General features: G+C 66.5%; 25 protein-coding genes. 11 read left to right on the forward strand and 14 right to left on the reverse strand.

Annotated features, from left to right (window positions below; genetic code table 11):
• The first annotated feature begins 139 nt into the window (after positions 1–139).
• The gene (locus ACQPZ2_RS04495; protein ID WP_433524424.1) at positions 140–913 is read left to right on the forward strand and encodes an SDR family oxidoreductase; all 774 of its coding nucleotides are present in this window, start codon (positions 140–142) and stop codon (positions 911–913) included.
• Between the two features lie 126 nt (positions 914–1,039).
• Here the strand turns inward: ACQPZ2_RS04495 and ACQPZ2_RS04500 are convergent, their stop codons facing one another.
• The 3 genes from ACQPZ2_RS04500 to ACQPZ2_RS04510 all read right to left on the reverse strand — a co-directional run bounded on the left by ACQPZ2_RS04500 (position 1,040) and on the right by ACQPZ2_RS04510 (position 5,061).
• Positions 1,040–3,100, reverse strand: a complete 2,061-nt coding sequence (locus ACQPZ2_RS04500; protein WP_433524425.1) for an ArnT family glycosyltransferase — start codon at positions 3,098–3,100, stop codon at positions 1,040–1,042.
• Positions 3,097–4,353 (reverse strand): bifunctional glycosyltransferase family 2/GtrA family protein, encoded by a 1,257-nt coding sequence (locus tag ACQPZ2_RS04505; RefSeq protein ID WP_357476666.1) that lies wholly within the window; start codon positions 4,351–4,353, stop codon positions 3,097–3,099. Before ACQPZ2_RS04505 ends, ACQPZ2_RS04500 begins: the two co-directional genes overlap by 4 nt.
• A 69-nt stretch (positions 4,354–4,422) precedes the next feature.
• Positions 4,423–5,061, reverse strand: coding sequence for a class I SAM-dependent methyltransferase (locus ACQPZ2_RS04510; protein WP_433524426.1), 639 nt, complete (start codon positions 5,059–5,061; stop codon positions 4,423–4,425).
• A 228-nt stretch (positions 5,062–5,289) separates the two neighbouring features.
• Here ACQPZ2_RS04510 and ACQPZ2_RS04515 point away from each other — a divergent pair, with 228 nt between their 5' ends.
• Entirely contained in the window at positions 5,290–5,934 is a 645-nt protein-coding gene (locus ACQPZ2_RS04515; protein ID WP_433524427.1) for a TetR/AcrR family transcriptional regulator, read from the forward strand.
• Positions 5,935–6,132: 198 nt separating this feature from the next.
• Here ACQPZ2_RS04515 and thiD read toward each other — a convergent pair whose 3' ends face one another.
• Positions 6,133–6,975, reverse strand: a complete 843-nt coding sequence (gene thiD / locus ACQPZ2_RS04520; RefSeq protein ID WP_433524428.1) for a bifunctional hydroxymethylpyrimidine kinase/phosphomethylpyrimidine kinase — start codon at positions 6,973–6,975, stop codon at positions 6,133–6,135.
• A gap of 114 nt (positions 6,976–7,089) precedes the next feature.
• On the opposite strand from thiD, the gene ACQPZ2_RS04525 reads away from it, so the two are divergent.
• On the forward strand, positions 7,090–8,298 hold the full coding sequence (locus ACQPZ2_RS04525; protein ID WP_433524429.1) for a GTP-binding protein: 1,209 nt from the start codon (positions 7,090–7,092) through the stop codon (positions 8,296–8,298).
• Positions 8,299–8,372: 74 nt separating this feature from the next.
• On the opposite strand, the gene ACQPZ2_RS04530 is transcribed toward ACQPZ2_RS04525, so the two are convergent.
• On the reverse strand, positions 8,373–8,996 hold the full coding sequence (locus tag ACQPZ2_RS04530; RefSeq protein WP_433524430.1) for an NAD(P)-dependent oxidoreductase: 624 nt from the start codon (positions 8,994–8,996) through the stop codon (positions 8,373–8,375).
• 243 nt (positions 8,997–9,239) lie between these two features.
• A complete protein-coding gene (locus ACQPZ2_RS04535; protein ID WP_433524431.1) occupies positions 9,240–10,376 on the reverse strand; it encodes an epoxide hydrolase family protein in 1,137 nt (378 codons plus the stop codon).
• Positions 10,377–10,461: 85 nt separating this feature from the next.
• On the opposite strand from ACQPZ2_RS04535, the gene ACQPZ2_RS04540 reads away from it, so the two are divergent.
• Both ACQPZ2_RS04540 and ACQPZ2_RS04545 read left to right on the forward strand, forming a co-directional pair.
• Positions 10,462–11,109 carry a TetR/AcrR family transcriptional regulator gene (locus ACQPZ2_RS04540; RefSeq protein WP_433524432.1) on the forward strand — a complete coding sequence of 216 codons (648 nt, stop codon included), beginning with the start codon at positions 10,462–10,464 and terminating at the stop codon, positions 11,107–11,109.
• Between the two features lie 73 nt (positions 11,110–11,182).
• A complete protein-coding gene (locus ACQPZ2_RS04545; RefSeq protein WP_433527323.1) occupies positions 11,183–11,590 on the forward strand; it encodes a VOC family protein in 408 nt (135 codons plus the stop codon).
• 37 nt (positions 11,591–11,627) lie between these two features.
• Here ACQPZ2_RS04545 and ACQPZ2_RS04550 read toward each other — a convergent pair whose 3' ends face one another.
• From ACQPZ2_RS04550 to ACQPZ2_RS04560, 3 genes are all read right to left on the reverse strand, one after another.
• Entirely contained in the window at positions 11,628–13,133 is a 1,506-nt protein-coding gene (locus tag ACQPZ2_RS04550; protein ID WP_433524433.1) for an SH3 domain-containing protein, read from the reverse strand.
• A gap of 234 nt (positions 13,134–13,367) precedes the next feature.
• Entirely contained in the window at positions 13,368–14,159 is a 792-nt protein-coding gene (locus tag ACQPZ2_RS04555; RefSeq protein ID WP_433524434.1) for a thioesterase family protein, read from the reverse strand.
• 81 nt (positions 14,160–14,240) lie between these two features.
• Entirely contained in the window at positions 14,241–15,485 is a 1,245-nt protein-coding gene (locus ACQPZ2_RS04560; RefSeq protein ID WP_433524435.1) for a KasA/KasB family beta-ketoacyl-ACP synthase, read from the reverse strand.
• Between the two features lie 39 nt (positions 15,486–15,524).
• Between ACQPZ2_RS04560 and ACQPZ2_RS04565 the strand changes: the two genes are divergently transcribed.
• Positions 15,525–16,082, forward strand: a complete 558-nt coding sequence (locus ACQPZ2_RS04565) for a TetR/AcrR family transcriptional regulator (protein WP_433524436.1) — start codon at positions 15,525–15,527, stop codon at positions 16,080–16,082.
• 83 nt (positions 16,083–16,165) lie between these two features.
• Here ACQPZ2_RS04565 and ACQPZ2_RS04570 read toward each other — a convergent pair whose 3' ends face one another.
• Both ACQPZ2_RS04570 and ACQPZ2_RS04575 read right to left on the reverse strand, forming a co-directional pair.
• Positions 16,166–16,642: a DUF1772 domain-containing protein gene (locus ACQPZ2_RS04570; protein WP_433524437.1), complete on the reverse strand. Its 477-nt coding sequence runs from the start codon at positions 16,640–16,642 to the stop codon at positions 16,166–16,168.
• 384 nt (positions 16,643–17,026) lie between these two features.
• Positions 17,027–17,596 carry a TetR/AcrR family transcriptional regulator gene (locus ACQPZ2_RS04575; RefSeq protein ID WP_433524438.1) on the reverse strand — a complete coding sequence of 190 codons (570 nt, stop codon included), beginning with the start codon at positions 17,594–17,596 and terminating at the stop codon, positions 17,027–17,029.
• 121 nt (positions 17,597–17,717) lie between these two features.
• On the opposite strand from ACQPZ2_RS04575, the gene ACQPZ2_RS04580 reads away from it, so the two are divergent.
• The gene (locus ACQPZ2_RS04580) at positions 17,718–19,193 is read left to right on the forward strand and encodes an MDR family MFS transporter (protein WP_433524439.1); all 1,476 of its coding nucleotides are present in this window, start codon (positions 17,718–17,720) and stop codon (positions 19,191–19,193) included.
• Between the two features lie 17 nt (positions 19,194–19,210).
• On the opposite strand, the gene ACQPZ2_RS04585 is transcribed toward ACQPZ2_RS04580, so the two are convergent.
• Entirely contained in the window at positions 19,211–21,991 is a 2,781-nt protein-coding gene (locus ACQPZ2_RS04585; RefSeq protein WP_433524440.1) for an ATP-binding protein, read from the reverse strand.
• 133 nt (positions 21,992–22,124) lie between these two features.
• Between ACQPZ2_RS04585 and ACQPZ2_RS04590 the strand changes: the two genes are divergently transcribed.
• Together ACQPZ2_RS04590 and ACQPZ2_RS04595 are read left to right on the forward strand one after the other, a co-directional pair.
• The gene (locus ACQPZ2_RS04590; RefSeq protein ID WP_433524441.1) at positions 22,125–22,454 is read left to right on the forward strand and encodes a hypothetical protein; all 330 of its coding nucleotides are present in this window, start codon (positions 22,125–22,127) and stop codon (positions 22,452–22,454) included.
• Between the two features lie 2 nt (positions 22,455–22,456).
• Positions 22,457–22,996: a YceI family protein gene (locus ACQPZ2_RS04595; protein WP_433524442.1), complete on the forward strand. Its 540-nt coding sequence runs from the start codon at positions 22,457–22,459 to the stop codon at positions 22,994–22,996.
• Between the two features lie 27 nt (positions 22,997–23,023).
• Here the strand turns inward: ACQPZ2_RS04595 and ACQPZ2_RS04600 are convergent, their stop codons facing one another.
• Positions 23,024–23,485: a MarR family winged helix-turn-helix transcriptional regulator gene (locus ACQPZ2_RS04600; protein ID WP_433524443.1), complete on the reverse strand. Its 462-nt coding sequence runs from the start codon at positions 23,483–23,485 to the stop codon at positions 23,024–23,026.
• Positions 23,486–23,543: 58 nt separating this feature from the next.
• Between ACQPZ2_RS04600 and ACQPZ2_RS04605 the strand changes: the two genes are divergently transcribed.
• Entirely contained in the window at positions 23,544–23,951 is a 408-nt protein-coding gene (locus ACQPZ2_RS04605; protein ID WP_433524444.1) for a hypothetical protein, read from the forward strand.
• A gap of 67 nt (positions 23,952–24,018) precedes the next feature.
• The gene (locus ACQPZ2_RS04610; RefSeq protein WP_433524445.1) at positions 24,019–24,501 is read left to right on the forward strand and encodes a VOC family protein; all 483 of its coding nucleotides are present in this window, start codon (positions 24,019–24,021) and stop codon (positions 24,499–24,501) included.
• Here the strand turns inward: ACQPZ2_RS04610 and ACQPZ2_RS04615 are convergent.
• Positions 24,494–24,688 carry a hypothetical protein gene (locus ACQPZ2_RS04615; protein ID WP_433524446.1) on the reverse strand — a complete coding sequence of 65 codons (195 nt, stop codon included), beginning with the start codon at positions 24,686–24,688 and terminating at the stop codon, positions 24,494–24,496. The genes ACQPZ2_RS04610 and ACQPZ2_RS04615 overlap by 8 nt on opposite strands.
• Positions 24,689–24,723 lie beyond the last annotated feature (35 nt).

Here is a 24,723-nt window from a genome sequence, read left to right on the forward strand (position 1 = left end):
ATGCCGCATTAAGAGGATTTCGAGGAAGCAGGTAAAGAGATCTCGAGGAACGGTCCGAAACGGCATGTCACACTCGTGCGCCCTGCGTCGTCCTCACTGTGAAAGCGGAACAGCGCAGCGAAAAGCAGGAGCGGGAATCATGTCGAATACCAAGAAGATCGCGGTTGCCGGAGCGACCGGACGGCTCGGCCGTCACGTCGTGGACGTGCTCAACGAGCAGGGGCACGAGGTCGTCGCATTCTCCCGGGCCAACGGGGTGGATATCGAGACCGGGGTCGGGCTCGTGGAAGCGCTCGACGGTGTGGATGTCGTCATCGACGCGTCCAGCACGCCGTCCGCGGACCAGGCCATCGCGACCGAATTCTTCCGGGCCGCGGCGCGCAACCTGCACGAGGCGGGGCGGAAGGCCGGTGTCGAGCGGTTGGTCGTGGTGTCCATCATCGGCATCGATGGATCGCTCGCCGGATACAACGCCGCGAAGCTGGCGCATGAGGCCGCGCTGCTGGAAGGGCCGCTGCCGGTGCAGATTCTGCGCGCGGCACAGTTCCATGAGTTGGTCGAGGTGATGGTGCAGTGGGGGACCCAGGGCGAGGTCGCGTACCTGCCGAAGATGCGCACCCAGTTGGTCGCCGCACGTGCGGTGGCCGAGGCGCTGGTGGAATTGGCGGTGCATCCCGTGCCGGAGTCGCTCGACGGGCCGTTCCCCGAGATCGCGGGTCCGCAGCCGGAGACCATGGCGGGCGCGGCCGGTCTGCTCGCGGCAAAGCTCGGTGCGCCTGCCCAAGTGATCGAGTCGAGTGATGCGGCGAATCCGGATCGTGAGCAGTTCGAGAACGGTGGGCTGCTGCCGGGTGCGCACGCCGAGCTGGCCGGGCCGACGTTCGCGGAGTGGCTCGAAGCCGCGTACGCCTGATCCGCAAGGCAATTCGCCCGGGGCACACGCACCGGGCGAATTACTTTGCGTGCCAACCCGCACTGGTTGTCGGGATCCGCACCCGATGCGGGTTCCCCGAAGGGGTGCGGATCCCGCCGGTGTGGATCAGTGGGCGGCGGTCAGGTCGTACAGGGTGATGCCGTCGACTGCGGTCGCGGTGAAGTGTTCTTCCACCCACTTACTGATCTCGCTGCTGGTGCCGGAGCGGCCGAAACCGAAACCGCCATCCTCGCCGCCGCGATTGCCACTGCCGATGAAGTAGTGGATCTTTCCGTCGGCGACATACTGCTTGAACTGATCCAAGGTCGGCGACGGGTCGCTGCCGTTGAAGCCGCCGACCGGCATGACCGGCAGTTCGGTGGCCAGCTGGAATCCGGCGGCACTGTTGGAGCCGGTGGCCGCGGCGACCCAGGTGTAGTCGGAGCCATTGTTTTCCAGCAGCGCGATGACCTTCTCACTCGGCCTGCTCGCGCCGAGCAGACCACCGGCGGGTCCGCCCATCATCGGATTGCCCGCGGCCTCGTTGCCGCCTTGCATGGTGGCCTCTCTACCCTGAGCGCCATTCGCATTGCGGCCGTCAGTGTTTCGTCCACCGGGCATACTGCCAGCGGGACCGCCGGGACCACCGAAGCCGCCGGGACCACCGAAGCCGCCCTCGTCGCCGGGGCGATGGCCGAACATCCCGACATTCGGTCCCGCCGACGGGATCCCGCCCTCGTGTCCGGTCGAAATGGTCTGGGCGGAATACGCGACGGGCCCGGCGAATCCGGTGAATGCGGCCGCCAATGCCGCGACCAGCGCTACCTTCCGTGGTGCGGGCAGCAGTACCGCGATGGTCGCGAGCACACCGACCACAAGCACCGCCCAGCGCAACCACGGCACGAAGCTCGAGCTGCGTGACAACAACATCCATGACGTCGCGGTGGTCAGGCCGACCGCGAGCCCCGCGAACAATCGGACCCACAGCCGGTGCCGATCCCGCCACAGCTGAACCGCACCGATACCGACCAATGCGGCGACCGCCGGAGCCAGCGCCACCGTGTAGTACTGGTGGAAGATGCCCGCCATGAAGCTGAAGGTCAACCCGGTCACCAGCAGCCAACCACCCCACAGGATCAGCGCCGCGCGCCTTCCATCGGTGCGAGCTGCCTTGCCGCGCAACAGAATTCCCGCTACCAGCGCGACCGATGCGGCGGGGATGAGCCAGGCGATCTGACCGCCCTGCGCCGGTTCGAACATCCGGGTGATGCCGGTGCTGCCCCACATGCTGCCACCGCCGCCACCACCGCGCGGCATATCGCCACCGCCGGGGGTGACGCTGCCGTGTTCATTGCCGTTCAAGCGACCGAGACCGTTGTAGCCGAGAGTGAGTTCGACAATCGAATTGTTTTGCGACCCACCGATCCACGGTCGCGAAGACGCGGGCCACAGTTCGACCGTGAGCAGCCACCACCCGGCCGCGACGATCATCGACAAACCCGCCGCGAGCAGCTGCAGGATCCGCTTGCCGAGTTTGGGCGGACCGGCGAACAGATAGGTCAGCGCCAGTGTGGGCACCACCAGCAGCACCTGCAATTGCTTGGTGAGGAATCCGAATCCGATGAAGGCACCGGTGAGTACCAGCCAGCGGGTGCGTCCGTCCTCGACCGCCCTGGTCATCGCCCAGGCCGCCGCGATCATCAGGAATACCAGCAGCGCATCCGGGTTGTTGAACCGGAACATCAGTGCGGCGACCGGCGTCACCGCGAGCGCCAGTCCGGCGATGAGTCCGGCCGCCGGGCCGAAGGGCCTGCGCACCGTCGCCCACACCAGTGCGACCGAGGCGACGCCGAGCAGGACCTCCGGAACCAGGATGCTCCAGGAATTCAGTCCGAATGCCCGCACCGACAGTTCCATAAGCCACAGCGAGGCCGGTGGTTTGTCGACGGTGATCGAGTTCGCCGCATCCGAGGAGCCGAAGAAGAAGGCCTTCCAGGACTCCGAGCCCGCCTGTACCGCGGCGGAGTAGAAGGAATTCGCCCACCCGCTGGCACTGAGGTTGCACAGGTAGGCGATTCCGGTCCCGAGCAGCAGTACCGCCAAAGCCGGGTACTCCCAGCCGATCTCGCGCTCGGGGCGCGATCGCGGCGGTACCGCTGTCGACGGTGGCGTGAGCGTAGCCGTCACTGTTGTCCGCCCTCGGTGACCAGCGCCGTGCGGGTGGCGGTCGGATTGCGGAAGACCCAGCGCAGGCCGACGAATCGGATCAGCGTGGCAATGAGATTGGCGACCACGAGTACGAACAATTCCAGATGAACGGCGGCGTCGGGTGCCCAACGGTGCAGGGCGAACAACGATCCGCTGGTGACCAATAAGCCGAAGCCGAAGATCAGCAGACCCTGGAATTGGTGTGACACAACGCCATTCGACCCGCGCACCCCGAAGGTGAAGGCGCGGTTGGCGGCGGTATTGCCGACCGCGGTGATCAGCAGCGCGACGAAGTTCGCGACCTGCGCGCCGGTCATGGGCTGCAACACCAGGTACAGCAGCATATAGGCGAGCGTGGAGATGACGCCGACTATCGCGAACCGCACCACCTGCCCGACCATCCCCAACGGCACACCGGGAACCAGTGGTTCACGGCCGACCGAGCGGCGCAGCTCGTCCAACGGCAGCGCACCGGTGGTCAGTCCGCGCAACAGTCGCCACACGCCGAGTAGATCCTTGCGCGCGGTGTCGATGATGTCGACCCGGCTGTCCGGATCGTCGATCCAGTCGACCGGCACCTCGTGGATGCGCAGCCCGGCCCGCTCGGCGAGCACCAAGAGCTCGGTGTCGAAGAACCATTCACCGTCCTGCACCAGCGGCAGCAGTCGCCGCGCCACATCGGTGCGCATCGCCTTGAAACCGCACTGCGCATCCGAAAAGCGCGCCTGCAGTGAGGCTTTCAGGATCAGGTTGTAGCAGCGCGAGATGATTTCGCGCTTGGGTCCGCGTACTACCCGCGATGCCGCGTCGAGCCGGGTGCCGATGGCCAGATCGGAGTGGCCCGAGATCAGCGGCGCGACCAGGGGCAGCAGCGCATTGAGGTCGGTCGACAGATCCACGTCCATGTAGGCGACCACCTGGGCGTCGGAGTGCTCCCACACCGCGCGCAATGCGCGGCCGCGGCCCTTGGCGTCGAGGTGCACGACCCGCACGTCATCGAGTTCATCGGCGAGCAACTGCGCGACCTGCATGGTGTCGTCGGTGCTCGCATTGTCGGCTACGGTGATCCGCGCCGGGAACGGGAATCCGTCGCGCAAGTAGGCGTGCAGCCGCCGCACGCAGACACCCAGGTCGGCCTCTTCGTTGTAGACGGGGATCACGACGTCCAGCACGGGCGTGATCACCGTTTCGGTCATTTCCGCCCGGTGCGCGGCGGTCGTCGATTCGGTCATGGTGACTACCCTCGCGAACCGCGCTGGACCCTAGCTGGGCTCTACCTGTGAGGTTCCTGGGGACCGCGGCTACCGCACTCGCCGAATCCGCAACACGGTGTCGGTACGTAGCCCCACCTGCCCCTCCGGCCACGTGACTTCCCGCTCGACCGCATCCTTGGTCTCCACGTTCCAGTCCGGCCCGAGAGCCAGCCCGTCGAGCACCTCATCCATGGTCGGGAAGTGCACGTCATGCCGATCCTGCACAAACGACGGCCATCCCGCATGCCCCGCAATCAACAAGACCCCGCCGACGCCCACCGCCTCGGCGGCCCGCCGCAGAACCTTCGTACGCTCCTGGTCCTGCGCCACCGGCGAATGAAAGAACTGCGCCGAGACCAGATCGAACTCTCCGTCCGGAAACGATTGCGCCAGATCATGTTCCGCGAATGTGATGCGCTCCCCGACGCCCGCCTCATCGGCATGCACAGCCGCACGCCGCAGCGCTGTCGGGGACACATCGACCGCGGTAACCCGCCACCCGCGCCCCGCGAGCCAAACAGCGTCCGCACCCTCACCACATCCGAGGTCCAACGCGGTCCCCGGCTCGAGCTCCACGGCCTCCCGCACCAACAACGGATTGGGATTGCCGGTCCACACCTGATCCCGATCCTGATAGAACCCCTCCCAGAACTCCTGGGTGTTGCCAGAAGCGGTGCTCTCGGTCATGCGTCGTTCTCCCATCGAAGTCGCGTATCTCGGTCCATCGACCCTGTTCGCATGATGTACGCAGGGTCCGCGACAGCGCCAACTTTGTTGCCGTTCCGGCAACCGCGTCTACCTAGGTCGGGTGCAGGTATTGGTACGGTCGGATTTGTGATGCGCAGTGGGCGGGGAGTGGATGCGGGGACGCCCAGGCGGGTCGATGCTCGGACCGAGCGGTGGCGGGAGCATCGGGTGAAGGTTCGGGCGGAATTCGTCGATGCGGCGTTTCGGGCGCTGGACAAGTTCGGACCCGAGGTGAGCATGGGCGATATCGCGAAGGAGGCCGGGGCGGCCAAGCCCAAACTCTATCGGCACTTCGAGGACAAGACCGATCTGTACAACGCGATTGTCGACCGGGTTCGCGACATGCTGTGGGAGCGAATCGTTTCCAGCGCCGATCTGACGAATGATTCTGCGCGGGAGTTGATTCGGCGGGGCGCGGCCGAATATGTGCTCGTGGTTTCCGAGCACCCCAATGTTTTCCGGTTCATGCTGCACAGCCACTTCACGCAGCGGGCCGATGAATCCGAGCGGGCGCTGCAGTCGGCTCGGCAATCGGCCAAGCGGGCCGCGGATCTGTTCACCGGACTGCTCGCCGACAAATCCGTCGAGGTGTCCAGCGTCGAACTCGTCAACTATTCGGTATTCGGTGCGGTGGCCTCGGCCACCGACTGGTGGCTCGGTGCGAACCGGCTACAGGCACACACCATGCCGATCGAGAAGTTCGTCGCCTACCTGGCCGAGATCATCTCCGCACTGGCCGAGGCCAATGCGCGACTGAACGGCATCCGCATGGACGCGGACCAACCGCTGCACCTCGCGTTCTCCAGCGACTGACTTGTACGCACCGACCGCGAGCGCGCCATTAGCGGTCGGCTCCCGCATCCACTTCGAACCCCATCGTTCTCGTCAACCGCATCGTCGAGGCCAACGGTGTCTGCGATGCCCACAGTATGACCCCACCCACCGACAAGTTTCGGAACCCACCGGCACCAGCGAAGTCCGCATGCCCAATGACAGCGGGTGCGCCGGGCGTCAGGAGGCGGATAGCCGCCACAACGGGGAAACGGGGCCGTGACCTGCGCCGAGGTCGTAGGAGGCGGCCAGGCAGCGGTAGGTCCAGTCCTTGGCGAACTCGACGGCATCGGGCACCGGGTAACCATTGGCGAGTGCGCATGCGATGGCCGCGGCCAAGGTGTCGCCGCCGCCGTGGTCGTTGCCGGTGGTGATCCGCGGCGCGGTGAACTCGAGGAAGCGATCGCCGTCGAAGAGCAGGTCGGTGCTCACCTCCGAGGATCGCAGATGGCCGCCCTTGACGATGGCCCATTGCGCTCCGAGCTTGTGCAGCGCCTCCGCCGCGCGCCGAGCCGAGGCATCGTCGATGACCTCGATCCCGGTGATCAGCCGCACCTCGTCGAGATTCGGCGTCACCACCGTGGCCAGCGGAATCAGCGTGTGCCGCACGGCATCCAGCGCCTCCTCGTGCAGCAGCGGATCGCCGTGCATGGATGCCGCGACCGGATCGACCACCAGCGGCGTCCGATCCCGTCCGATCCCGACTTCCTGACAGACCGTCGCGACCGACTCGATGATCGCGGTCGAGGCCAGCATCCCGGTCTTGGCGGCTCCGACCCCGATATCCCCGACGACCGCGCGCACCTGATCGGCCACGACCTGCGGCGGAATCTCGTGGAACCCGCTCACCCCGACCGAGTTCTGCACCGTCACCGCGGCCACCGCAACGCATGCGTGCACCCCGCACAGGGCCATGGTCCGCGAATCGGCCTGAATACCCGCGCCGCCGCCGGAGTCGGTCCCGGCGATAGTGAGTACGCGAACCGGGGTCTGCCCGTCGGGCGCGAGCGGCAGGAATTTCACACCCCAGACCCTAGCGTTGTCCGGCGATTCCGATCTGCCCGATCGCATACCTCTGTGCTGCCCCGATTGGCGGCGCGTGGTCTGCGGTTAATTGAAAACCATTATCATTAAGAAATGACCGCTTCATCGACCCCTGACCTGCTGCCCGTCACCGTGCTCTCCGGCTTCCTCGGCGCGGGTAAGACGACCCTGCTCAACCACATCCTGGCCAATCGCGACGGTCGCCGCGTCGCGGTCATCGTCAACGACATGAGCGAGGTCAATATCGATGCCGCACTCGTCGCCGGGCAGGGGCAAGCGAAGCGCGCCCCGAATTCAACACAGCGGCCGTGGCCGGCGAGCGCAGCGAGCAACGGGCACCTGGACCGCACCGAGGAGAAGCTGGTCGAACTGACCAATGGCTGCATCTGCTGCACGCTGCGCGAGGATCTGATCGAGGCGGTCGGCAGGCTCGCCCGCGCGGGCCGATTCGATCAGCTGGTCATCGAATCCACCGGCATCTCCGAGCCGATGCCGGTCGCCGCGACCTTCGACTGGGAATTCGAGGACGGCTTCAAACTCGGCGATATCGCCCGCCTGGACACCATGGTCACCGTGGTGGACGCCTCCACCTTCCTCGCTGAAATCGCCCGCGGGCAGGCCCTCACCGAGCGCAATCTCGAAGCGGGCGACGGCGATACGCGCACCATCGCCGACCTGCTGGTCGATCAGGTCGAATTCGCCGATGTCCTGCTGATCAACAAGACGGACCTGGTCAGCGCCAATGCCGCCGGAACCGTGGAAGCCACTGTGCGACGGCTCAATCCACGCGCCCATGTGCTGCGCACCGAGAAGGGGGCGGTGGATCTCGCGGAGGTGCTCGCGACCGGCCGCTACAACCCGGTGCTGGCCGCCGAATCCGATGGCTGGGACGAGGAACTGGCGGGCGGCCACATCCCGGAAACCGAGGAATACGGCATCGGCAGCCTCACCTACACCGCCGACCGCCCCTTCCATCCCGAGCGCCTCGCCGACGCCCTCACTCAACTCCGAGGCATGTTGCGCAGCAAGGGGTTCTGCTGGCTGGCCAGCCGCCCCGACCTCGCCGCAATCTGGTCCCAAGCCGGTCCCAACCTCACCTTCGAACCCGCCGCCTGGTGGTCCGCCCTCGAAGTCCCCGCAGGCCAGGAAATCGTCTTCATCGGCATAAAACTCGACACCACCCACATCAGCGCCCTCCTCGACGCCGCCCTCCTCACCGACGACGAACTCAGCGCGGGCCCCACCACCTGGACCACCTACCCCGACCCCTTCCCCACCTGGGGCACTCTCCACCAGCACTGACCTGGACCACCGTTCACCATGCGTCCACGCAGGCAACCGTCGAGAGCGCCCCTCCACCACGGCATTCTCGGTCACTAGTTGGAGATGCCGGGGGCCTGGCGGGTGTAGGTGGGGTCGGTGAGTTGGGTGAGCATGAAGGCGGCTATGTCGGCGCGGGCGATTTTGAGGGAGAGGCCCTTGGCGTCGGCGGGGAAGCCCTGACGGAACGCGTCGGTGCGGGGGCCGTCGGTGAAGGCGCTCGGGCGCACGATGGTCCAGTCGAGGTTGCTCGCGCGGACGTATTCTTCCTGCTTGACGTGGTCGGCGTAGGCCTCGCGCAGCAGCATCCCGAACATCACGTACTTCCAGAGGAAGTTCAGGTTGCCGCGGCTGTCGCCGACGCCCAGGGTGGTCTGGCAGATCAGGCGCTCGACGCCGGTCCGGTCCATCGCCTCGAGCACCGCGCGGGTGCCTTCGGCCCGGATGACACCCTTACGGCCCGCACCCAGCGAGATCAACACCGCATCCTGCCCGGCCACGGCCCGCTCCACCGAATTCGTATCCAGCACATCGCCCTCGACGATGTGCAACCGCTCGTGCCGCTGTCCGACACTGACCGCATTGCGAGTAAAGGCGGTGACCTCGTGCCCCTGCTCGAGCGCCTGCTCGACGACCAGCCGACCGACGGTGCTGGTGGCTCCGAAGACTGCGATACGCATGATGTTCTCCTTTGCTGAATTTGCGGTGCTCCCGGGCCCTACGTGGTTACGCAGGCTGCCGCCTCCGGGCCTGACGCTCGCACCGCGGGTGTTGAAAACTGTTGAGCTGTTGGTGAATCCAGTACATCAACGGAGAGCGAGACGAGCCATGGCCGTGCGTCTCGAAGACATACGAGAGGCTCTCTGCTGGAAACGCGCAACGGCCCGCGTCCGGAAACGGATGCGGGCCGTTGCGCTGTGTGCTCAGCCGAGCTTGGCGAAGAACTGCCGGATATCGGCGACGATCACCTGCGGTGCCTCATGCGCGGCGTAGTGTCCGGCCGCATCGTTCGGGCCGCCTTGGGCGGAGCCGACGTTGTAAGAATTCCAGCTGACGATGTTGCTGTGATCGCGCTCGGCGAACCGGCGAATCGACTGGAAATCACCTTTGAACATCGCCAGTCCGGTCGGCACCGTGGTCGGTCCGCTCGGCTGCTGCGCGGTGTGCGCATTCTCGTAGTAGAACCGCAGCGACGACCCGGCCGTTCCGGTCAGCCAGTAGATGGCCACATTGCCGATCACGAACTCCTCGTCGAGGCTCTCGCCGAACAGTTGCGCATTCCAGCCGAGCAATCCGACCGGCGAATCGGCCAGCGCGAACGCCAGCGTCTGCGGCTGCTGGCTGTGCAAGGCGTTGAAGGCCATCTTGTTCTCGTGGAACCACTGCAGGTGCTGCAGCGCCGCCATGTCCTCCTCGGACAGCCCCTCGAACTCCGACGGATCACCGGACGGGAACGAAAACAGCTGCGTCACATGCACTCCGACGACGTGATCGGAATCCAGCCGTCCGATCTCCGGTGAGACCATCGAGCCACCGTCGTTGCCGATGGCGCCGTAGCGGGCGTAGCCCAGTCGACCCATCAGCTCCGCCCAGGCCGCAGCGGTGCGGAGGGTGCCCCATCCGGTGCTGCGAGTCGGCCCGGAGAATCCGAATCCCGGCAGCGACGGGATGACCAGGTGGAAGGCGGGCTCATCGGCGGATTCCGGCTCGGTCAGCGGCGCGATGACATCGAGGTATTCGAGCACCGAACCCGGCCAGCCGTGGGTCAGGATCACCGGCAGCGCATCCGGCCGGGAGGACCTGATGTGCATGAAGTGGATATCTTCGCCGTCGATCTCGGTGGTGAACTGCGGGTAGGAGTTCAGCTTCGCCTCCAGCGCGCGCCAGTCGAAGCGCTCCAGCCAGTACTCGGCGAGATCCCGTACCCGCTCGTTCGGTACCCCGTAGGCGTCGCCGACGCCGGGCAATTCGTTCGGGTAGAGGGCCCGGGACAGCCGGTCGGCCAGGTCGTCGAGCTTTGCCTGCGGGACGTCGATGGTGAAGGGGGTGATGGCGGTCATCTCTACTCCTTGTGAAACGGAATGCTTCGTTCTGTTTGAACAGTATCAGAACGGATCATTCCGTTTCAAGTGCTAGTCTGAACTCATGCCGAAAACATCCGATGCCCCAGCTCAGAAGGGTCTGCCCGGACGCAAGGCGCAGGCCGCCCGCAACGACGGGCTCATCCTCGAGGCCGCCCGCGCGGTCTTCCTCGCCGACGCCAACGCCCCCATCGCCGCCGTCGCCGAGCGAGCCGGAGTGGGCATCAGCGCCCTCTACCGCCGCTACCCGAGCAAAGACGTGCTGTTGCGCACCCTCTGCCACGAGGGCCTACGCCGCTACAACACCGAAGCCGATGCCGCACTGGAGGATTCGGACGGCTGGCACGGTCTGATCGGATTCCTGGAACGGGTCGTCGACGCGGACGTGCACTCGTTGACCGTGCATTTGGCGGGCACCTTCACCCCGGACGAGTCGATGCTGCCGGACGTCATGCATTCGGGTGAAGTCACCGAGGAACTGGTCCGGCGGGCGCACGCCTCCGGTCGCCTGCGCGCGGATGCGAATGCCAATGACCTCGGTCTCGTCCTGGAATCGTGTGCGGCCATCGCCATGCCGGACCAGGCCCGAACCGCGGAACTGCGCAGACGCGTGCTCGCCATGCTGATCACGGGGCTCGCGGGAAAAGGTGAACTGCCCGGTCCTCCGCCGGAGGCGGGTGAATTCGCATGGCGCTGGAAACCGCGCATATAGCGATGATTTCGGCCGCCGCTCGCGGTCTGCACATTCAGGCATGCCCATGTCCACAGCAGCGAAGGGACTCGCCATGAACTGGACACTCGAGGTCGTGATCGTGCCGGTGTCGGATATCGACCGGGCCAAGGACTTCTATTCGAACAAGGTGGGTTTCGACCTCGACTTCGACACCGAAATCGGCGACGAGATCCGGCTCGTACAGCTGACGCCGCCCGGCTCGGGCTGTTCCATTGTGATCGGCAAGGGCGGAGTCCCGAAGATGGAACCGGGCTCGATACACGGCCTGCAACTCGTCGTCCCCGATATCCGCAAGGCCCACGCCGAATTGGTCGAGCGCGGCGTCGAGGTCAGCGAAGTCCAGGTGCTCGGCACCAATCCCCGGCCGGTGCCCGACCCGCTCGACAATGTCGGCTTCTGCTTCTTCTCCGATCCGGACGGCAATGGCTGGGCGGTCCAGCAGATTTCGACACGCCCCTAGCTCGTTCTGGTGGTCCCGTGATCTCGTGACCGGGTCATCAGATGTTCCTGTCGCCGGTGGACGTCCAGGGTGCACCTGGCCGGGCGAGGGGTTGGATCGCGCGGCCGTCGACCCATGCGGTCCAGCCGTTGTTGCAGGCGATATGCGCCCAGTCCCCGGCGCGGCCCAGGATCTGGAGTTCGACGCCGGGATCGATGCTGGTGATGGGGCCGAGGCTCGGATCGGGCGCGGCCCATGCGTCCAATCCGCCCTCGGGTACCAGGTGGGTCGGGTACCAGAGGGCGGCAAGGGGTTCGATGGCGCGGCCGTCGACCCATGCGGTCCAGCCGTTGTTGCAGACGATATTCGCCCAGTCGCCGGAGCGATCGAGGATCTGGAGTTCGACGCGCGGTTCGATACGGGCGACGGGCGGCCGGGTCGAGTCGGGAGTGGCCCATGCGGGCATGCCGTTGGCGGGCACCTGGTGGGTCGGATGAAATGCCGGAGTGCTTCCGCGCTCGACCGCAGGCACCGCTTCCGTGGGTGCGGCAGACGCGTCGAATGCCGGTATGCCACCGGCGAACGGCTTGACCACGGCGGGATCCAGCACGTCGCGCACCAGCCTGAGCGCGACTTCGGTTGTGGTCTCCAACAATTCGGCACGCGGATTGCGCGCCGCAAGCTCGCGCCAGCATGCGAACCGGGTCGAGAACGTCGATCGGAACACCGTGAAATGGGCGAGCGCGTCCTGTTTCGTTGCCGCACCGTCCATTACGGCAATGCTCCCGGTCGTCAACAGTTGACCGAACGACCGTGCCACCGCGGTCCCGGCATCGGTGAATCGGTAGCTGCCGAGCGCCTCCAGTCGAACAAGGCTGAGCGACGCCAGCCGCGCCAGTCCCTCCGTCATCCGGCCGGCCGCCGCCGCTAGCGAGACCGGTGTGGCGCCCTGGGCGGCGGACAAGGCCCAACGAGTGTCGCCCGCGGCCAGCCCCTTGGCGAGTTGCTCCTCCAGCTCGAGCGCGCGCAGCTCGAGCGGTCCGGCCGCGACGTCTCGACGCAGGACCCCGGCCAGGCGGGCCTCCTGTGCCGCATCGGCGGCGGCGAGCAGTGCGGCGAATGCGATGAGATCGAGGTCGATCGGCGGCGAGGCGAATCCGGGGCCGTAGGAGGTGAGATCGAGCAGTTGGTCGACCAGCATGGTGGCCTGGGTGAGCGTTGGCACGACGGTGAAATCGAAGCCCTCGTCGCCGGTCCCGGCCTGCATGACGAAGGTGCCTTCTTCGTCTCCGCGCAGCAGCAGCGCCGCTGTCCGGTTGTCCTGCCCGACGCGGTTGGCGGTGACGGCGGTGGTATGCGCGGGATCGGCGGCGATCCGCAGTGCTGCATCGGCCGGTCCGGTGAGCCGGTCGTCCGCTTCGAGTAGTCCGGTGTCCCGCAGCGCCGCTGCCGGGTCGGACGGCGGGGTCGTCAGCGGCAGCGCGGACCGTGGTCCCGGCTTCAGCCCGGCGATGGACATGGCCGCGGCGAGTTGGTCCGGGTCCAGTCGGAAACGCATCAACATCGTCGACTCCTTCCCGCGTCCGGGTGGCCGCGCGAAAGCGGCTCGGTGGGCGTCTCGGGTCGACCGAATCACATTTATGGTTTCACATGCGGCGATTGCTCAGCAACAGTCCGGACGGCGGTCTCGACCTGCGAAGTTCGGACCGTTCACGGCATTGATCCGGTCTGCCGGTTAACCGGATCCGACGGCGCCCGCGCACGGCCGCGATCTTCGACCGCGCAGGTTGCAGCCGAGCTAGCGCGGGCCGAGGAACAGGGTTTGGGTGCTGCGGCCCAGCGGACCCTTCTCGTCGAAGAGCGCGGACTCGGCCAAGCCGATGCCGTGCGGTTGCGGATAGGTGGCGGCGTCCAGGCAGACCCATTCGCCGACCGGCTGTCGGTGCAGCGTGACCGTGAGATCGGTATTGATGAACAGGTATCGGTTCCAATCCAGCACCCGGCTGACACCATTACCCGAATCCGCCGCGGCGAGTGTGCGTTCCATCGGACTCGGCGTGGTACCGGCGACGATCGGATACTTCAGCCGGATCCAGCAGATCGCCGGGCCGGGATCGGCGAACGACCCGGACACGAAGCGATAGTCGATGCCGGTGTGGAAACCGATGGGTTGGGTCGACGGAAAGTGGGACGGCACTGCCTGATCCGGTCCGGGACGGGCACCGGTCGGCAGGAACTGTTCGGGCAGTTCGAGCTCCGGCTCGGCGAGTTTGAATCGCCAGGCATTCGCCCGCATGACCGGTCCGCGATCGGTGGACAGGGTTGCTTCGATCAGCTCCACACTGCGCCCGGGGCGGGCCACCCGCGTCTGCACCGTCAGCGGCTCCAAGGGAACCGGGCCGAGGATTTCCACCGCGACCCGCCCGACCTGGAATCCGGCCCTCGGCTCACAGCGTTCGATCGCGTGTCCGAGCAGCGCGGATGGTGGTCCGGCGTGCTGGGCGTCGGGTGACCACGGACCGCGGGTCAGTTCGGTCGAGACGAACCGATTCGGGTTCGCCGGATCTGGGGTGTAGAAGGCGTCGGCCACGTCGTTGTCCCGTTCCGCTGGATTGTTCGTACGGTTAACGATTCTGCTACGACGCTACCCCGCGGCAACGAGCAGCCACCGCTACGCCCGGCCGAAGGCCAGGGCGACATTGTGGCCGCCGAAGCCGAACGAATTGTTGAGCGCGAAGTCGATGCGCTGCTCGCGGGGCGCGCCCGCCACGATATCGAGGTCGATCTCCAGGTCTCGATTGTCGAGATTCAATGTGGGCGGGACGATTTGGTCGCGCAGCGTCAGCATGGTGAGGATGGATTCGAGCGCACCGACCGCGCCGATCGAATGGCCGAGTGCGGATTTGGGCGCGTAGACCGATGCCTCCGGCGTCACCGCGGTGATGGCATTGGCTTCCGACGCATCGCCGATCGATGTCGAGGTGGCGTGCGCATTGACGTGCTGAATATCCGAAACCTGCAGTCCGGCAGTGCATATCGCCTTGCGCATGGCGCGCGCCGCACCGATGCCCTCCGGCTCCGACGCGACGATGTGATAGGCGTCCGAGGTGATCCCCGCGCCCAAAACCCGGCCGTGGATCCGCGCACCGCGCGCCCGCGCATGCCGCTCGGACTCCAGCACCAGCAGTGCCCCCGCTTCGCCGAAGACGAACCCGTCGCGATCCCGGTCGAATGGCCGCGATGCCCGCTCCGGTTCGTCATTGCGCGTGCTCATCGCCCGCATCATGGCGAAACTCGCGATCGGCACCGCATCGATATGCCCCTCGACGCCACCGGCCACCACGACATCCGCCTCGCCGGTAGTGATCAGCCGCCAGGCATGCGCGATCGCCTCCGAACCGGAGGAACAGGCCGAGACCGGCGCGAAAACCCCTGCCTTGGCACCGATTTCGAGCCCGACCGTCGCGGCCGGACCATTCGGCATAACCATCGGCACCGACATCGGCGATACCTTCCGGTAGCCGCCGTCGCGCATCGAATCGACGGCATTGATCAGCGCGTCGCCGCCGCCGAGCCCGGTGCCGATGACGACCGCGAGCCGCTCACCCTCGACCTCGGGTGCGCCCGCATTGCACCAGACCTGGCGGCCCAATACCAGTGCCATCTGCTCGACATAGGAGTGGCGGCGCTGTTCGACGCGGGTGAGCTGATCGCCCGGCCGTGACTTCAACTTGCCGCCGATGCGGACCGGCAGATCGTATTCGGCCACGAAATCGTCGGCGAGCATGCCGATACCGCTGTGCCCGGCGAGCAGTCCGGACCAGGTCTGGTCGATGTCATCGGCGATCGATGTGGTCGCGGCGACTGCGGTGACCACGACGGCCGGGCGAGTTTCTGAAGCGATTGTTACAGTCACGATGTCATGAATACCTGTACCAATCGCTACAGTCAACCCATGGCTCGTCCACTCGACCACGCGAAACGCGCCGACCTGCTGGCCGGCGTCGTCGAATACATCGCTGCCCACGGCCTCGGTGACCTGTCGTTGCGCCCGCTCGCCGCCGAACTCGGCACCAGTTCGCGCATGCTGATCCACTACTTCGATACCAAGGAAGAACTGCTGGTACAGGCGCTGACCACGCAGCGCCCGGATATCGCCTTGGTCTTCGCGGGGGTCTCCGATGCGGCTTCGCTGCGCGAGCGGCTCGGCGAATTCTGCGCGGTGAATATCGCGGGGGAGGCCACGACGAGTGTGCGGGTGCTGCTGCAGGTGCTGGGGGCGGCCTGTGCGCCGGGTAGTCCCTATGGCGAATACGCGAATGCCGCGATCGCGACCTTCATCGGGACGCTCGCGGATGCGCTGCGCCGAATCGAGTCGATCGATGATCCGGAAGCCGTTGCCACGCTGCTGGTTTCGGGGCTGCGCGGCATCATTCAGGATCGGTTGATAACCGGTGACGTGGAGCGCACCGACCGGGCGGCGCGCAGGTTGATCGACCAAACCATCCGCTAGGCAATATATTTCGGAGCACGCGAAAACCCTGTGTCGGCCGCACCTTGCAGGTGCGGCCGACACAGGGTTTTCGATGAGGAGCGTCAGGCGAGGGCGATCGCGGCGCAGAGCGCGGCGATGGCGGTGAACTGCAGGGCCACCCGGCCGTTGATTACGCTGTTCCACTTGTCCTGCAGCGCACGAGCATTCGACGGAATGACGCCGGAGTGCGCCGCGGCGGTCTGCTGGGTGTTCACCGGCTTCGCCACCCGAACGTAGATGCCGAGCCAGGTCACCAGTGCCACGACGGCGATACCCGCCGCGATCGCCGCTGCCGCGTGGCCGCTGATCGCCGCGAGAGCCGTTGCCACAACGGCGGTTACCACACCGCTGATCCCGACGATCGGCATCCGGCGGTCGCCGTAGTAGTGACCCCAGCCCGCTGAGATGGTCACCGTCCGGTCGTCCAGCTTGTCGTACACCGACCGCGTGATCAGTGCGAAGCAGGCGTCGGTGCCGTAGACGACGGCGTTCGCGAGGACTGAGACGATGGCGACGACCTGGATGAGTGTGGTGATCATGAGCTGTTCCGTTCTGTGCTTGTAGCGTTGATAGAGAATCTAGCAACGCTAGAACTCTTAGTCAACCGATATCGGGATTCCGCATGCCATCGCACCGGTCGGATCGGTAGCGTGCTGTTAGCTGAAATGCTGGGAAGGCTGACGGAATACCGGATGGGTGTGCAGGTGTGCCTGTGTCCGAGGGGTTGCTGAGGTTGGCGAAGGTCCAGAGCGCAGCGGCCGCCGGACTCTAGGCGAGCATCTGATCGGATCGGTCCGCGGGATTATGCCTTCGGACTCGGTGACGGACTTGCGATCACCGCCGCCGCGGCGGTGCTGGTCCCGCCGGATAGGCGGGCGCGGTTTCCGGGTTCAACCACGAACTCGGCACCGGTTCTCCGGAAGCTACCGGCCCCAGCCGTTTTCGAGCAGGTCGAACAACTCGTGGAACGCGCTCGCCGGATCTTCCCTGGTGCTCGCGACTTTGGCGGCTTCCAGCGCGAAGTGGGCGAGTCCCGCGGCCGCGAGATCGCCCGCCGGTGCGCCGGTCGCTTCGGCGATCGCGGTCGCCAATGCGGATTCGTGCCGCAGCAGCATCTGGTGCGCGTACTCGCGCAGCGCGGGCGTCGAGTCGACGAGGCGATGAAAGGCGACGATTCCGGGATCGTCGCTGCGCGCGGTGCGGGTGCGCATCAGGTAGTCGCGCAGTGCGTGGATGACCGATTGCCCGGCGGTCCGGTCGCGGACGGCCGCCACCAGCTCGGCCTCGATATCCGCGTCCAGGTCGAAGACCAGTGATTCCTTATTGGGGAAGTGCTTGAACAGCGTGCTCAGCGATACGTCCGCCGCCTCGGCGACCTCCCGGACGCCGACATTGTCGTAGCCGCGTTCGGTGAACAGCTTTGTCGCGGCATCGGCCAGGGCTTGCCGCGTCTGTGCCTTCTTGCGCTCCCTGCGCCCGGTCGTCGCGGTCATGCGGCAACTCTACCCGATTGAGCTATCTGCACCAAAGTCGGAGCAGTTGTACTTTTGTAGCGACTGTGATTTTCTGAAGCGGTTGGCAGTTCCTGAACTGCCGAGAAGGAGGTGAGCGGCCATGTCCGCAGAAATGACCGAGACGAAGACCGCACCCACGCGACAGATCCGATCGGTACTGGCCGGGGTGCTGCTGGCGATGCTGCTGGCAATGTTGGACAACGCGATCGTCGGCACCGCGATGCCGACGATCGTGCGCGAATTGGGCGGACTGTCCCACGTCGCCTGGGTGGTGACCGCCTACACCCTGCTGTCGGCGATCTCGACGCCGGTATGGGCGAAACTCGGCGACCTGTACAGCCGAAAGACCGTATTCCTCAGTGCCATCGGCGTCTTCCTGATCGGCTCGGTGCTGGCGGGCGCGTCCTGGTCGATGCCCGCGCTGATCGGATTCCGCGCACTGCAGGGCCTCGGCGCGGGCGGTATCGCGGTCACCGCATTCGCCGTCATCGGCGCGCTGGTCCCGCCGCGCGAACGCGGAAAGTATCAGGGCATGACCGCCACCACGATGGCCGTCGGCACCATCGGCGGCCCACTGGTCGGCGGTGTGATCACCGACGGACTCGACTGGCGCTGGGCCTTCTATATCAATATTCCGCTGGGGCTGGTGGCCTTCGCGTGGTCGTGGTGGCGGCTCGAACTGCCCGCCGCGCGCAGGAAGGTGACCATCGACTACGCGGGCATTCTCGCGCTCACGACCGCGATCGCCGCCCTGGTGCTGATCGCGACCTGGGGCGGTGTCGACTACGCGTGGCTCTCGGCGCGGATCGTCGGACTCGCCGTGCTCGCGGTGGCCGCCTTGGCCGCATTCCTGGTGATCGAACGCCAGGCCGTCGATCCGGTGATCCCGCTGGGAATCTTCCGCACCCGCAATCTCACCCTGGCCGCATTGACCGCCCTGGTCGGCGGCGTGGTCATGTTCGGATCGGTGTTGTATCTGCCGCTGTTCCAGCAGACGGTGCAGGGTGCATCGGCCGCGAACTCCGGACTGCTCCTGCTGCCGATGATGTTGCCGCTGCTGGTGGTCTCCCAGATCGTCGGGAAGCGGATGACCGCGACCGGCAAGTACAAGATCTTCTTCATTCTGGGCGGGCTGTTCCTCACTGCGGGCGCAGTACTGCTGTCTGCCATCGACACCGAAACCGGTCGTCTGACAACGGGTTTCGCCATGGCGCTGATGGGCACCGGGCTCGGCTTCTCGATGCAGCTTTCCACCGCCGTCGCGCAGAACAGCGTGGAGTTGGCGAATATCGGCGCGGCATCCGGTGCGGTCACACTGTTCCGAACCCTGGGCGGATCAATCGGCGTCGCGGCCTTCGGATCCCTGTTCACCAGGGCGCTACAGGGCCATGTACCCACCGAGGGACACGGCTATCTCGCGGCCTTCGCCTCCGGCACCGGCCACGTCTTCCTGGCCGCCGCCGCCATCTGCGCACTGGGCTTCCTGATCGCCTGGTTCATCGAAGAAGTTCCGTTGCGCGGCAAGGCTCCCGAGCCGGTCGCCATCGACAAGCCCGAAAGCAAGGCCGCTGCCTGATGCGGTACGGCGCCTGCTCAGGAGCGCAGGCGCCACGCCGCGATCTCGGTTCGATTCTGAAATCCCAACTTGGCCAGGATGCTGCGGACATGCGTCTCCACCGTGCGCTCGGAAAGTACCAGCCGAGTGGCGATCTCGCGGTTGGCGAGGCCATCCGCGAGCAGGTCCGCGACCTCGGTTTCGCGGGCGGTCAGCGGGTTCGCGTTGCGGCCCGCCCGGTCGATCTCGGCGAGCAGCGTATCGGCGGCCCGCAGGCGGTGCGTCATATCGAGTCGCCGAAATTCCTGTGCCGCTTCGGTTATCGCCGACCGGGCGGCGCGCAGATCTCCGGGCGCGCCCCGGGTGCGCAGTGCGTCGGCCAGCCCGAGGCGGCTCAGCGCCAGAAAGGGGCGCGCGCCGATCCGGCTGTCCATCGCGATCGCACGCTGGTAGTGCTCGATCGCGGCGTCGACTCGTCCGGCGGTGAACGCGAGGTCGGCGATCGGGCGGGCGATCGAACCGGAGCACAGCACAGCGCCGCCGTCTCCGAGGTAGTAGCCGTCGTCGGGGCCGAACGCCTGGTAGGTGCGCTCGGCGGTTTCCTTGTCGCGCAACAGCACCGCGGTGAAACCGAGGTTGTAGAGCAGCCCGAGCCAATGCGGACCGATCTGGAAGGTGCCGGGCAATTCCCGGAACTCCTGGAACAGCGCGCGCGCCTCGTCGAGATCGCCGGCCAGGGCGCGTGTCATCGGGAGGAAGATCCGGATCAACGGTATCTGCGGCGCATGGCGCATCGCCGCGAATCGCTCGGCGGCTTCGGTTTCGGACACATATCCCTGCACCATGTTCATCAGCCCGCGGAACGCGTGGTGCAAACCGAGCAGCGACTCGTCGCCCATCCGGATGGCGAGTTCGAATGCGGCGTTATTGCTTTCGTCGGCCGTGACGAAGTCTCCGGTTAGTGCTGCGCGGGTGGCATCGAGTCGATGCAGATGCCAGCGGGCGATCGGCAGGCGTCCCCGCTCGGCGACCTGCTCCAGCTCGATGATCGCTCGGTCGACCAGGCCGAGGTCACCGAGTTGGAATGCGGCCGAGGCCTGCCATAGATAGCCCCACAGCCGGGCCAGCGGCTGACGCGCCCGGTCGCCGATTTCGATGGCGCGTTCGACGAGGTCCATCCGCTCGGCGAGGAATTGCGGCGCCGAAAGGGCGAGGTGGCGGGCGTGGATGGCATCGAGCAGAGTGTCGGGATCGCCGCTGCGTTCGGCGGTCCCCATGGCCGTCGCGGAAAGTTCTCTGGCACGGTCGCATTCGCCGATCTGTGCGGCCGCCATGGCGCGATGCGCGGTGAGCCGGGCGATCGACGCGCTGTCGGAATCGGCGGACAAGCCGCGTAATGCGCTGCGGCACAGTTGGTCCACTGTGGCGATTACCTTCGGGGTACCGATACCGTGCACCACCAGCCCGGCCGCCGCGACGAGGTCGGGGCGGCTCGCCTGCTCCGCGATCGCCCCGGCCTGTGCGCAATGGCCGATGCTGTCGTCGATGCGACCGGCCTCGAATTCGCTGCGCGCGAGTTCGATCAACAGCTCGGCCCGCAGCGGGCCGGGTGCGCTCGGTCCGGTCGCCTCGATCGCCCATTCGTGGAAGCGGATCGCCTCGTCGTAGGCGGTCGTCGCGCGGGCGGATTCGGCGGCAATGCGAGCCCAGTGTGCGCAGTCGGCGTCGGTGTCCTGGCCGCTCGCCCTTCGCAGGTGAGTCGCGATCGGTCCGGCCGCCGAAGGATCGCCATCGGCCCGGGCGGCGAGCAACTCGGCGGCGCTGCGGTGCAATGACATTCGCTTCGAGGGCGACAATTCGGCGTAGATCGCATCGCGGATCAGCGCGTGGACGAATGCGACCGCGCCGTTGTCGGGGTGGCGGACCACACCGGCGGTCACTGCCGTATCGAGCGCCGTTTCCACATCGGCGCCCGTGAGCTGTTCGAGTAATTCCGGTTCGATCCGCTCGCCGAGTACGCTCGCGGCCCGCAATACCGTCCTGGTCGCCGCGTCGAGCCGATCGATCTGTGCCAATGCCAGCCGTCGAAAACCTGGACGGGACAATGGATCCGGATCGGATTCGCCGGACGATTCGACGACGAGCCGAACGTAGAGCGGGTTGCCGCCGGTGCGTTCGTGTAGTCGGTCGGCGGCCGCGGTATCCAGGGTGGGCGCGGCGTGGCGCAACCAATACCGGACCTCCTCGACCGATAGTCCGGTCAGCGGCATCGTCTGGGTGTGCGGCATCCGTACCAGGTCCGGCAATTGTTCGAGATAGGGCCCGTGGGCGGTGTCGCGTGCGGTGGCGACTAGGAGCAACCGCTGGTGCGGGAGTTCGGCGGCGATGTGCCGCAGCAGCAGTAGTGAGGTCCGGTCGGCCCAGTGCAGATCCTCCAGCACCACCGCGAGTCCGGCTGGGGCCGCGGCCGCTTCGAGCGCGTCGGCGAAGACGGTGAACATCCGAAACCGTTGCGAGGCCGAATCCTCCCACCGCACGGCGTCGCCACCCGCCAGTGCTTCGGCCAACTCCGGAAGGTCGCGGCCGAGCCGATGCCACGGCCACAGCGGCGGCATCCCCGCATCGTCGACAGCGAAGCCACGGCCGACGCGCAGCCCGCACTCGGCGGCCAGCGCAGCGGTGTGCTCGGCCAGCCGGGTCTTGCCGATTCCGGCCGGTCCGTCGATCAGGACCAACCGCCCCGGTCCCGCGGCGGCCGCGAGCACAGCGGCCCGCAGGCGGGCGAGCTCGCGATGACGACCGATCAGCGGGTCTTGCATAGGCAGCAGTATCCACGCGCTCGGCGGACCGCGCGCGAGGTTCAGTACCGCGCGTACGTGGTCGCACTGATTCGCGCCGCTGCCGTACCGCCGAAGCTGAGTACATCATTCCCGCAGATCAGGAGCATTTCCGATGTACGCACAACTCGTCTGTTTCGACGGACCACGCAGCACCGACCAATTGGCCGCGGCGGACTTCGCGTCCCGGCACCGCATCGGACCGGCGCTCGCCGGTGTCCCAGGACTGCTCACCACCTACGAGCTGCGCCGCCACGACGGGTCCGGGATGATCGTGGTGTTCGCCGAATCCGAGGATGTGCTGCTCGCCGCGCAGCGCGCGATCCTCGCCACCGAACTGCTGCCCGGCGAGGATATGGCACTGCTGCCCGGCCCCGACCGGGTGGAGACCTATCCGGTGATCGCCCATCGGGTCTCCGCCGACATCTATGCGGATCGGGGCTAGCCATGACGTGGACACTGCTCGTCGAGCCACAGCTGCAACGCGGCCAACGACACTGGGTGGTCGATCCGGCGCACAGCCGAGCCGAATTCACCGTCGCCAACTTCGGCCGCACCGTCTACGGCCGGACGCCGATCCGGGACGGTCGGTTGACCACCGGACCCGGCGGTAGGCCCGAAACCGTCACCGGCACGGTCGATCTGGGTGCGATCGACACCGGGCATGCCCGGCGCGACCGGGATCTGCGTGCCCGCCGCCTGCTCGATCTGGACCGGTATCCGCTGATGACGTTCACCGCCGACCACATCACGGATCCGGCTGGTGAGTGGCGAGTCGCCGGGACGGCACAGGTGCGCGGACGACGGGTCGAACTCATCTGCACCGTAACCAGATTCGTCCTCGGTCCCGACGACACCGTCCGGCTGTTCGCCCATGCCGTGCTGGACCGGCGGGAAATCGGTATCCGGGCGCCGGAGTTGATGATCGGACGGCATATCGCGATCGACCTGAATGTGCTTTTGCGCCCGGAGGCCGAGTCGGACTGACGATCTCCGGCGCGGGCCGACGAGGGGTCAGTCCGCGCCGGAGTTCGGGTGCGTGTGCTCGAACAACCGAAGCAACATGTCCGACAGCATAATTCGCTCTTCCTGGCCGAGTGGGCCGAGGATCTCGTCACGCACCTGCCGCGCCTCATTCTCGAGGGCACGCAGCAGGGCCCGGCCGGTCCTGGTGATCCGCACCGACATTCGACGGCGATCGGCGCGATCGCGGGTGCGTTCGACCTGACCGGCACTCGCCAATTCGTCGACGATCTTCGCCACATCGCTCGGATGGATGTCGAGCCGAATGCCCAGATCGCGCTGCGCGTGCGGCCCGAAATCGGCGAGCGCGGCGAGTACCGCCATATGCCACAGCCGAAGCCCGCGCGCCGCAAGCCGATCGGCGAACCGTCCCCGCGCGACCTTGCCCACCCGCGACAGCAGGTAGGTCTCGAGGCCGAGCAGGCTCGGCGGAAGTGCACGCGCGGAGTCCATGCGAAGAATTATAGGATAGAACCTACGATAGGTATACACCTACTAATAAGGAGACAGCGTGGACGCCCTGTACTCGAGACTGCTCGTCACCCGTTTCGCCGAATGCTTCGACTTCTACAACGCCGTCCTCCCGGAGCTCATCGGCGCGAAGCTGATCAAAGGCACCGCGGCGGGCCCCTACGCGAACTGGGATGTCGACGACCGAGCGGTACTCGTGCTCTTCGATCGCGGCGCGATGTCCGAAGTCGTCGGCACCACCGATCTGCCCGTCACCGCCGCACCCGCGCAGGATGCCGTGATGTTCGTCTGCCGGGTGCCCGACGTCGACACGGGCCTCGACCTGTGCCTGCGCAACGGCGCGACCCTGGCCGCCGCCGCGACCGATCGACCGAACTGGGGTCCGAACCTGCGCACAGCCCACCTGCGCGACCCAGCGGGTACCCTGATCGAGCTCCAGTCCTACTGACGGGCGATGAATTCCGTCCGCCAGCACCGTCGGCACTAATACAGGCACACCGATCGGGAGGACCACCATGCAGAAAATCGTCACGAACCTCTGGTACGACACCCAGGCCGAGGAGGCCGCCGAGTTCTACTGTTCGCTGTTCGAGGATTCGAAGATCACCAATGTCGTGCCCTACTCCGAGGTGGGTCCGCGCGAAGCCGGGCTGACGATGCTCGTCGACTTCGAACTCAACGGACAGAAGTTCACCGCCATCAACGGCGGCGGCGATTACCACTACACCCACGCCATGTCACTGCTGGTGAATTGCGACAGCCAGGACGAGGTCGACCGGCTCTGGACGGCACTGCTCGCCGACGGCGGCCAGCCGATCGAATGTGGTTGGCTCAACGACAAATACGGTATTCCCTGGCAGATCTGGCCCGTCGAAGCCGACACCCTGTTGACGAGTACCGACCGCGCGGCCGCGAACCGCGCCACGCAGGCGATGCTCGGTATGCAGAAGATCGACCTGCAGGGCATGCGGGACGCCTACGAGGGCAAGGTCAGCTGATCTGCCAGGAGCCGACCTCCCGGTATCCGGAGTTGTAGATCGCGGAGCTGTCACCCTCGGTGATCTGGTAGTGCTTCATATTTCCGCCCCAATAGCGCAGGATCCGGCCGAGCTCATCGGCGAGATCGGCCGGCGCGGCCACGCCGTCGGGCAGGGCATCCAGATCTACCTCCAGGATGAATTTCACCCTGAGGAATGTACCGGCGCCCGGTCGGGCCTCGG

This window comes from Nocardia pseudovaccinii, assembly GCF_050942345.1.
Lineage (GTDB): Bacteria > Actinomycetota > Actinomycetes > Mycobacteriales > Mycobacteriaceae > Nocardia > Nocardia pseudovaccinii.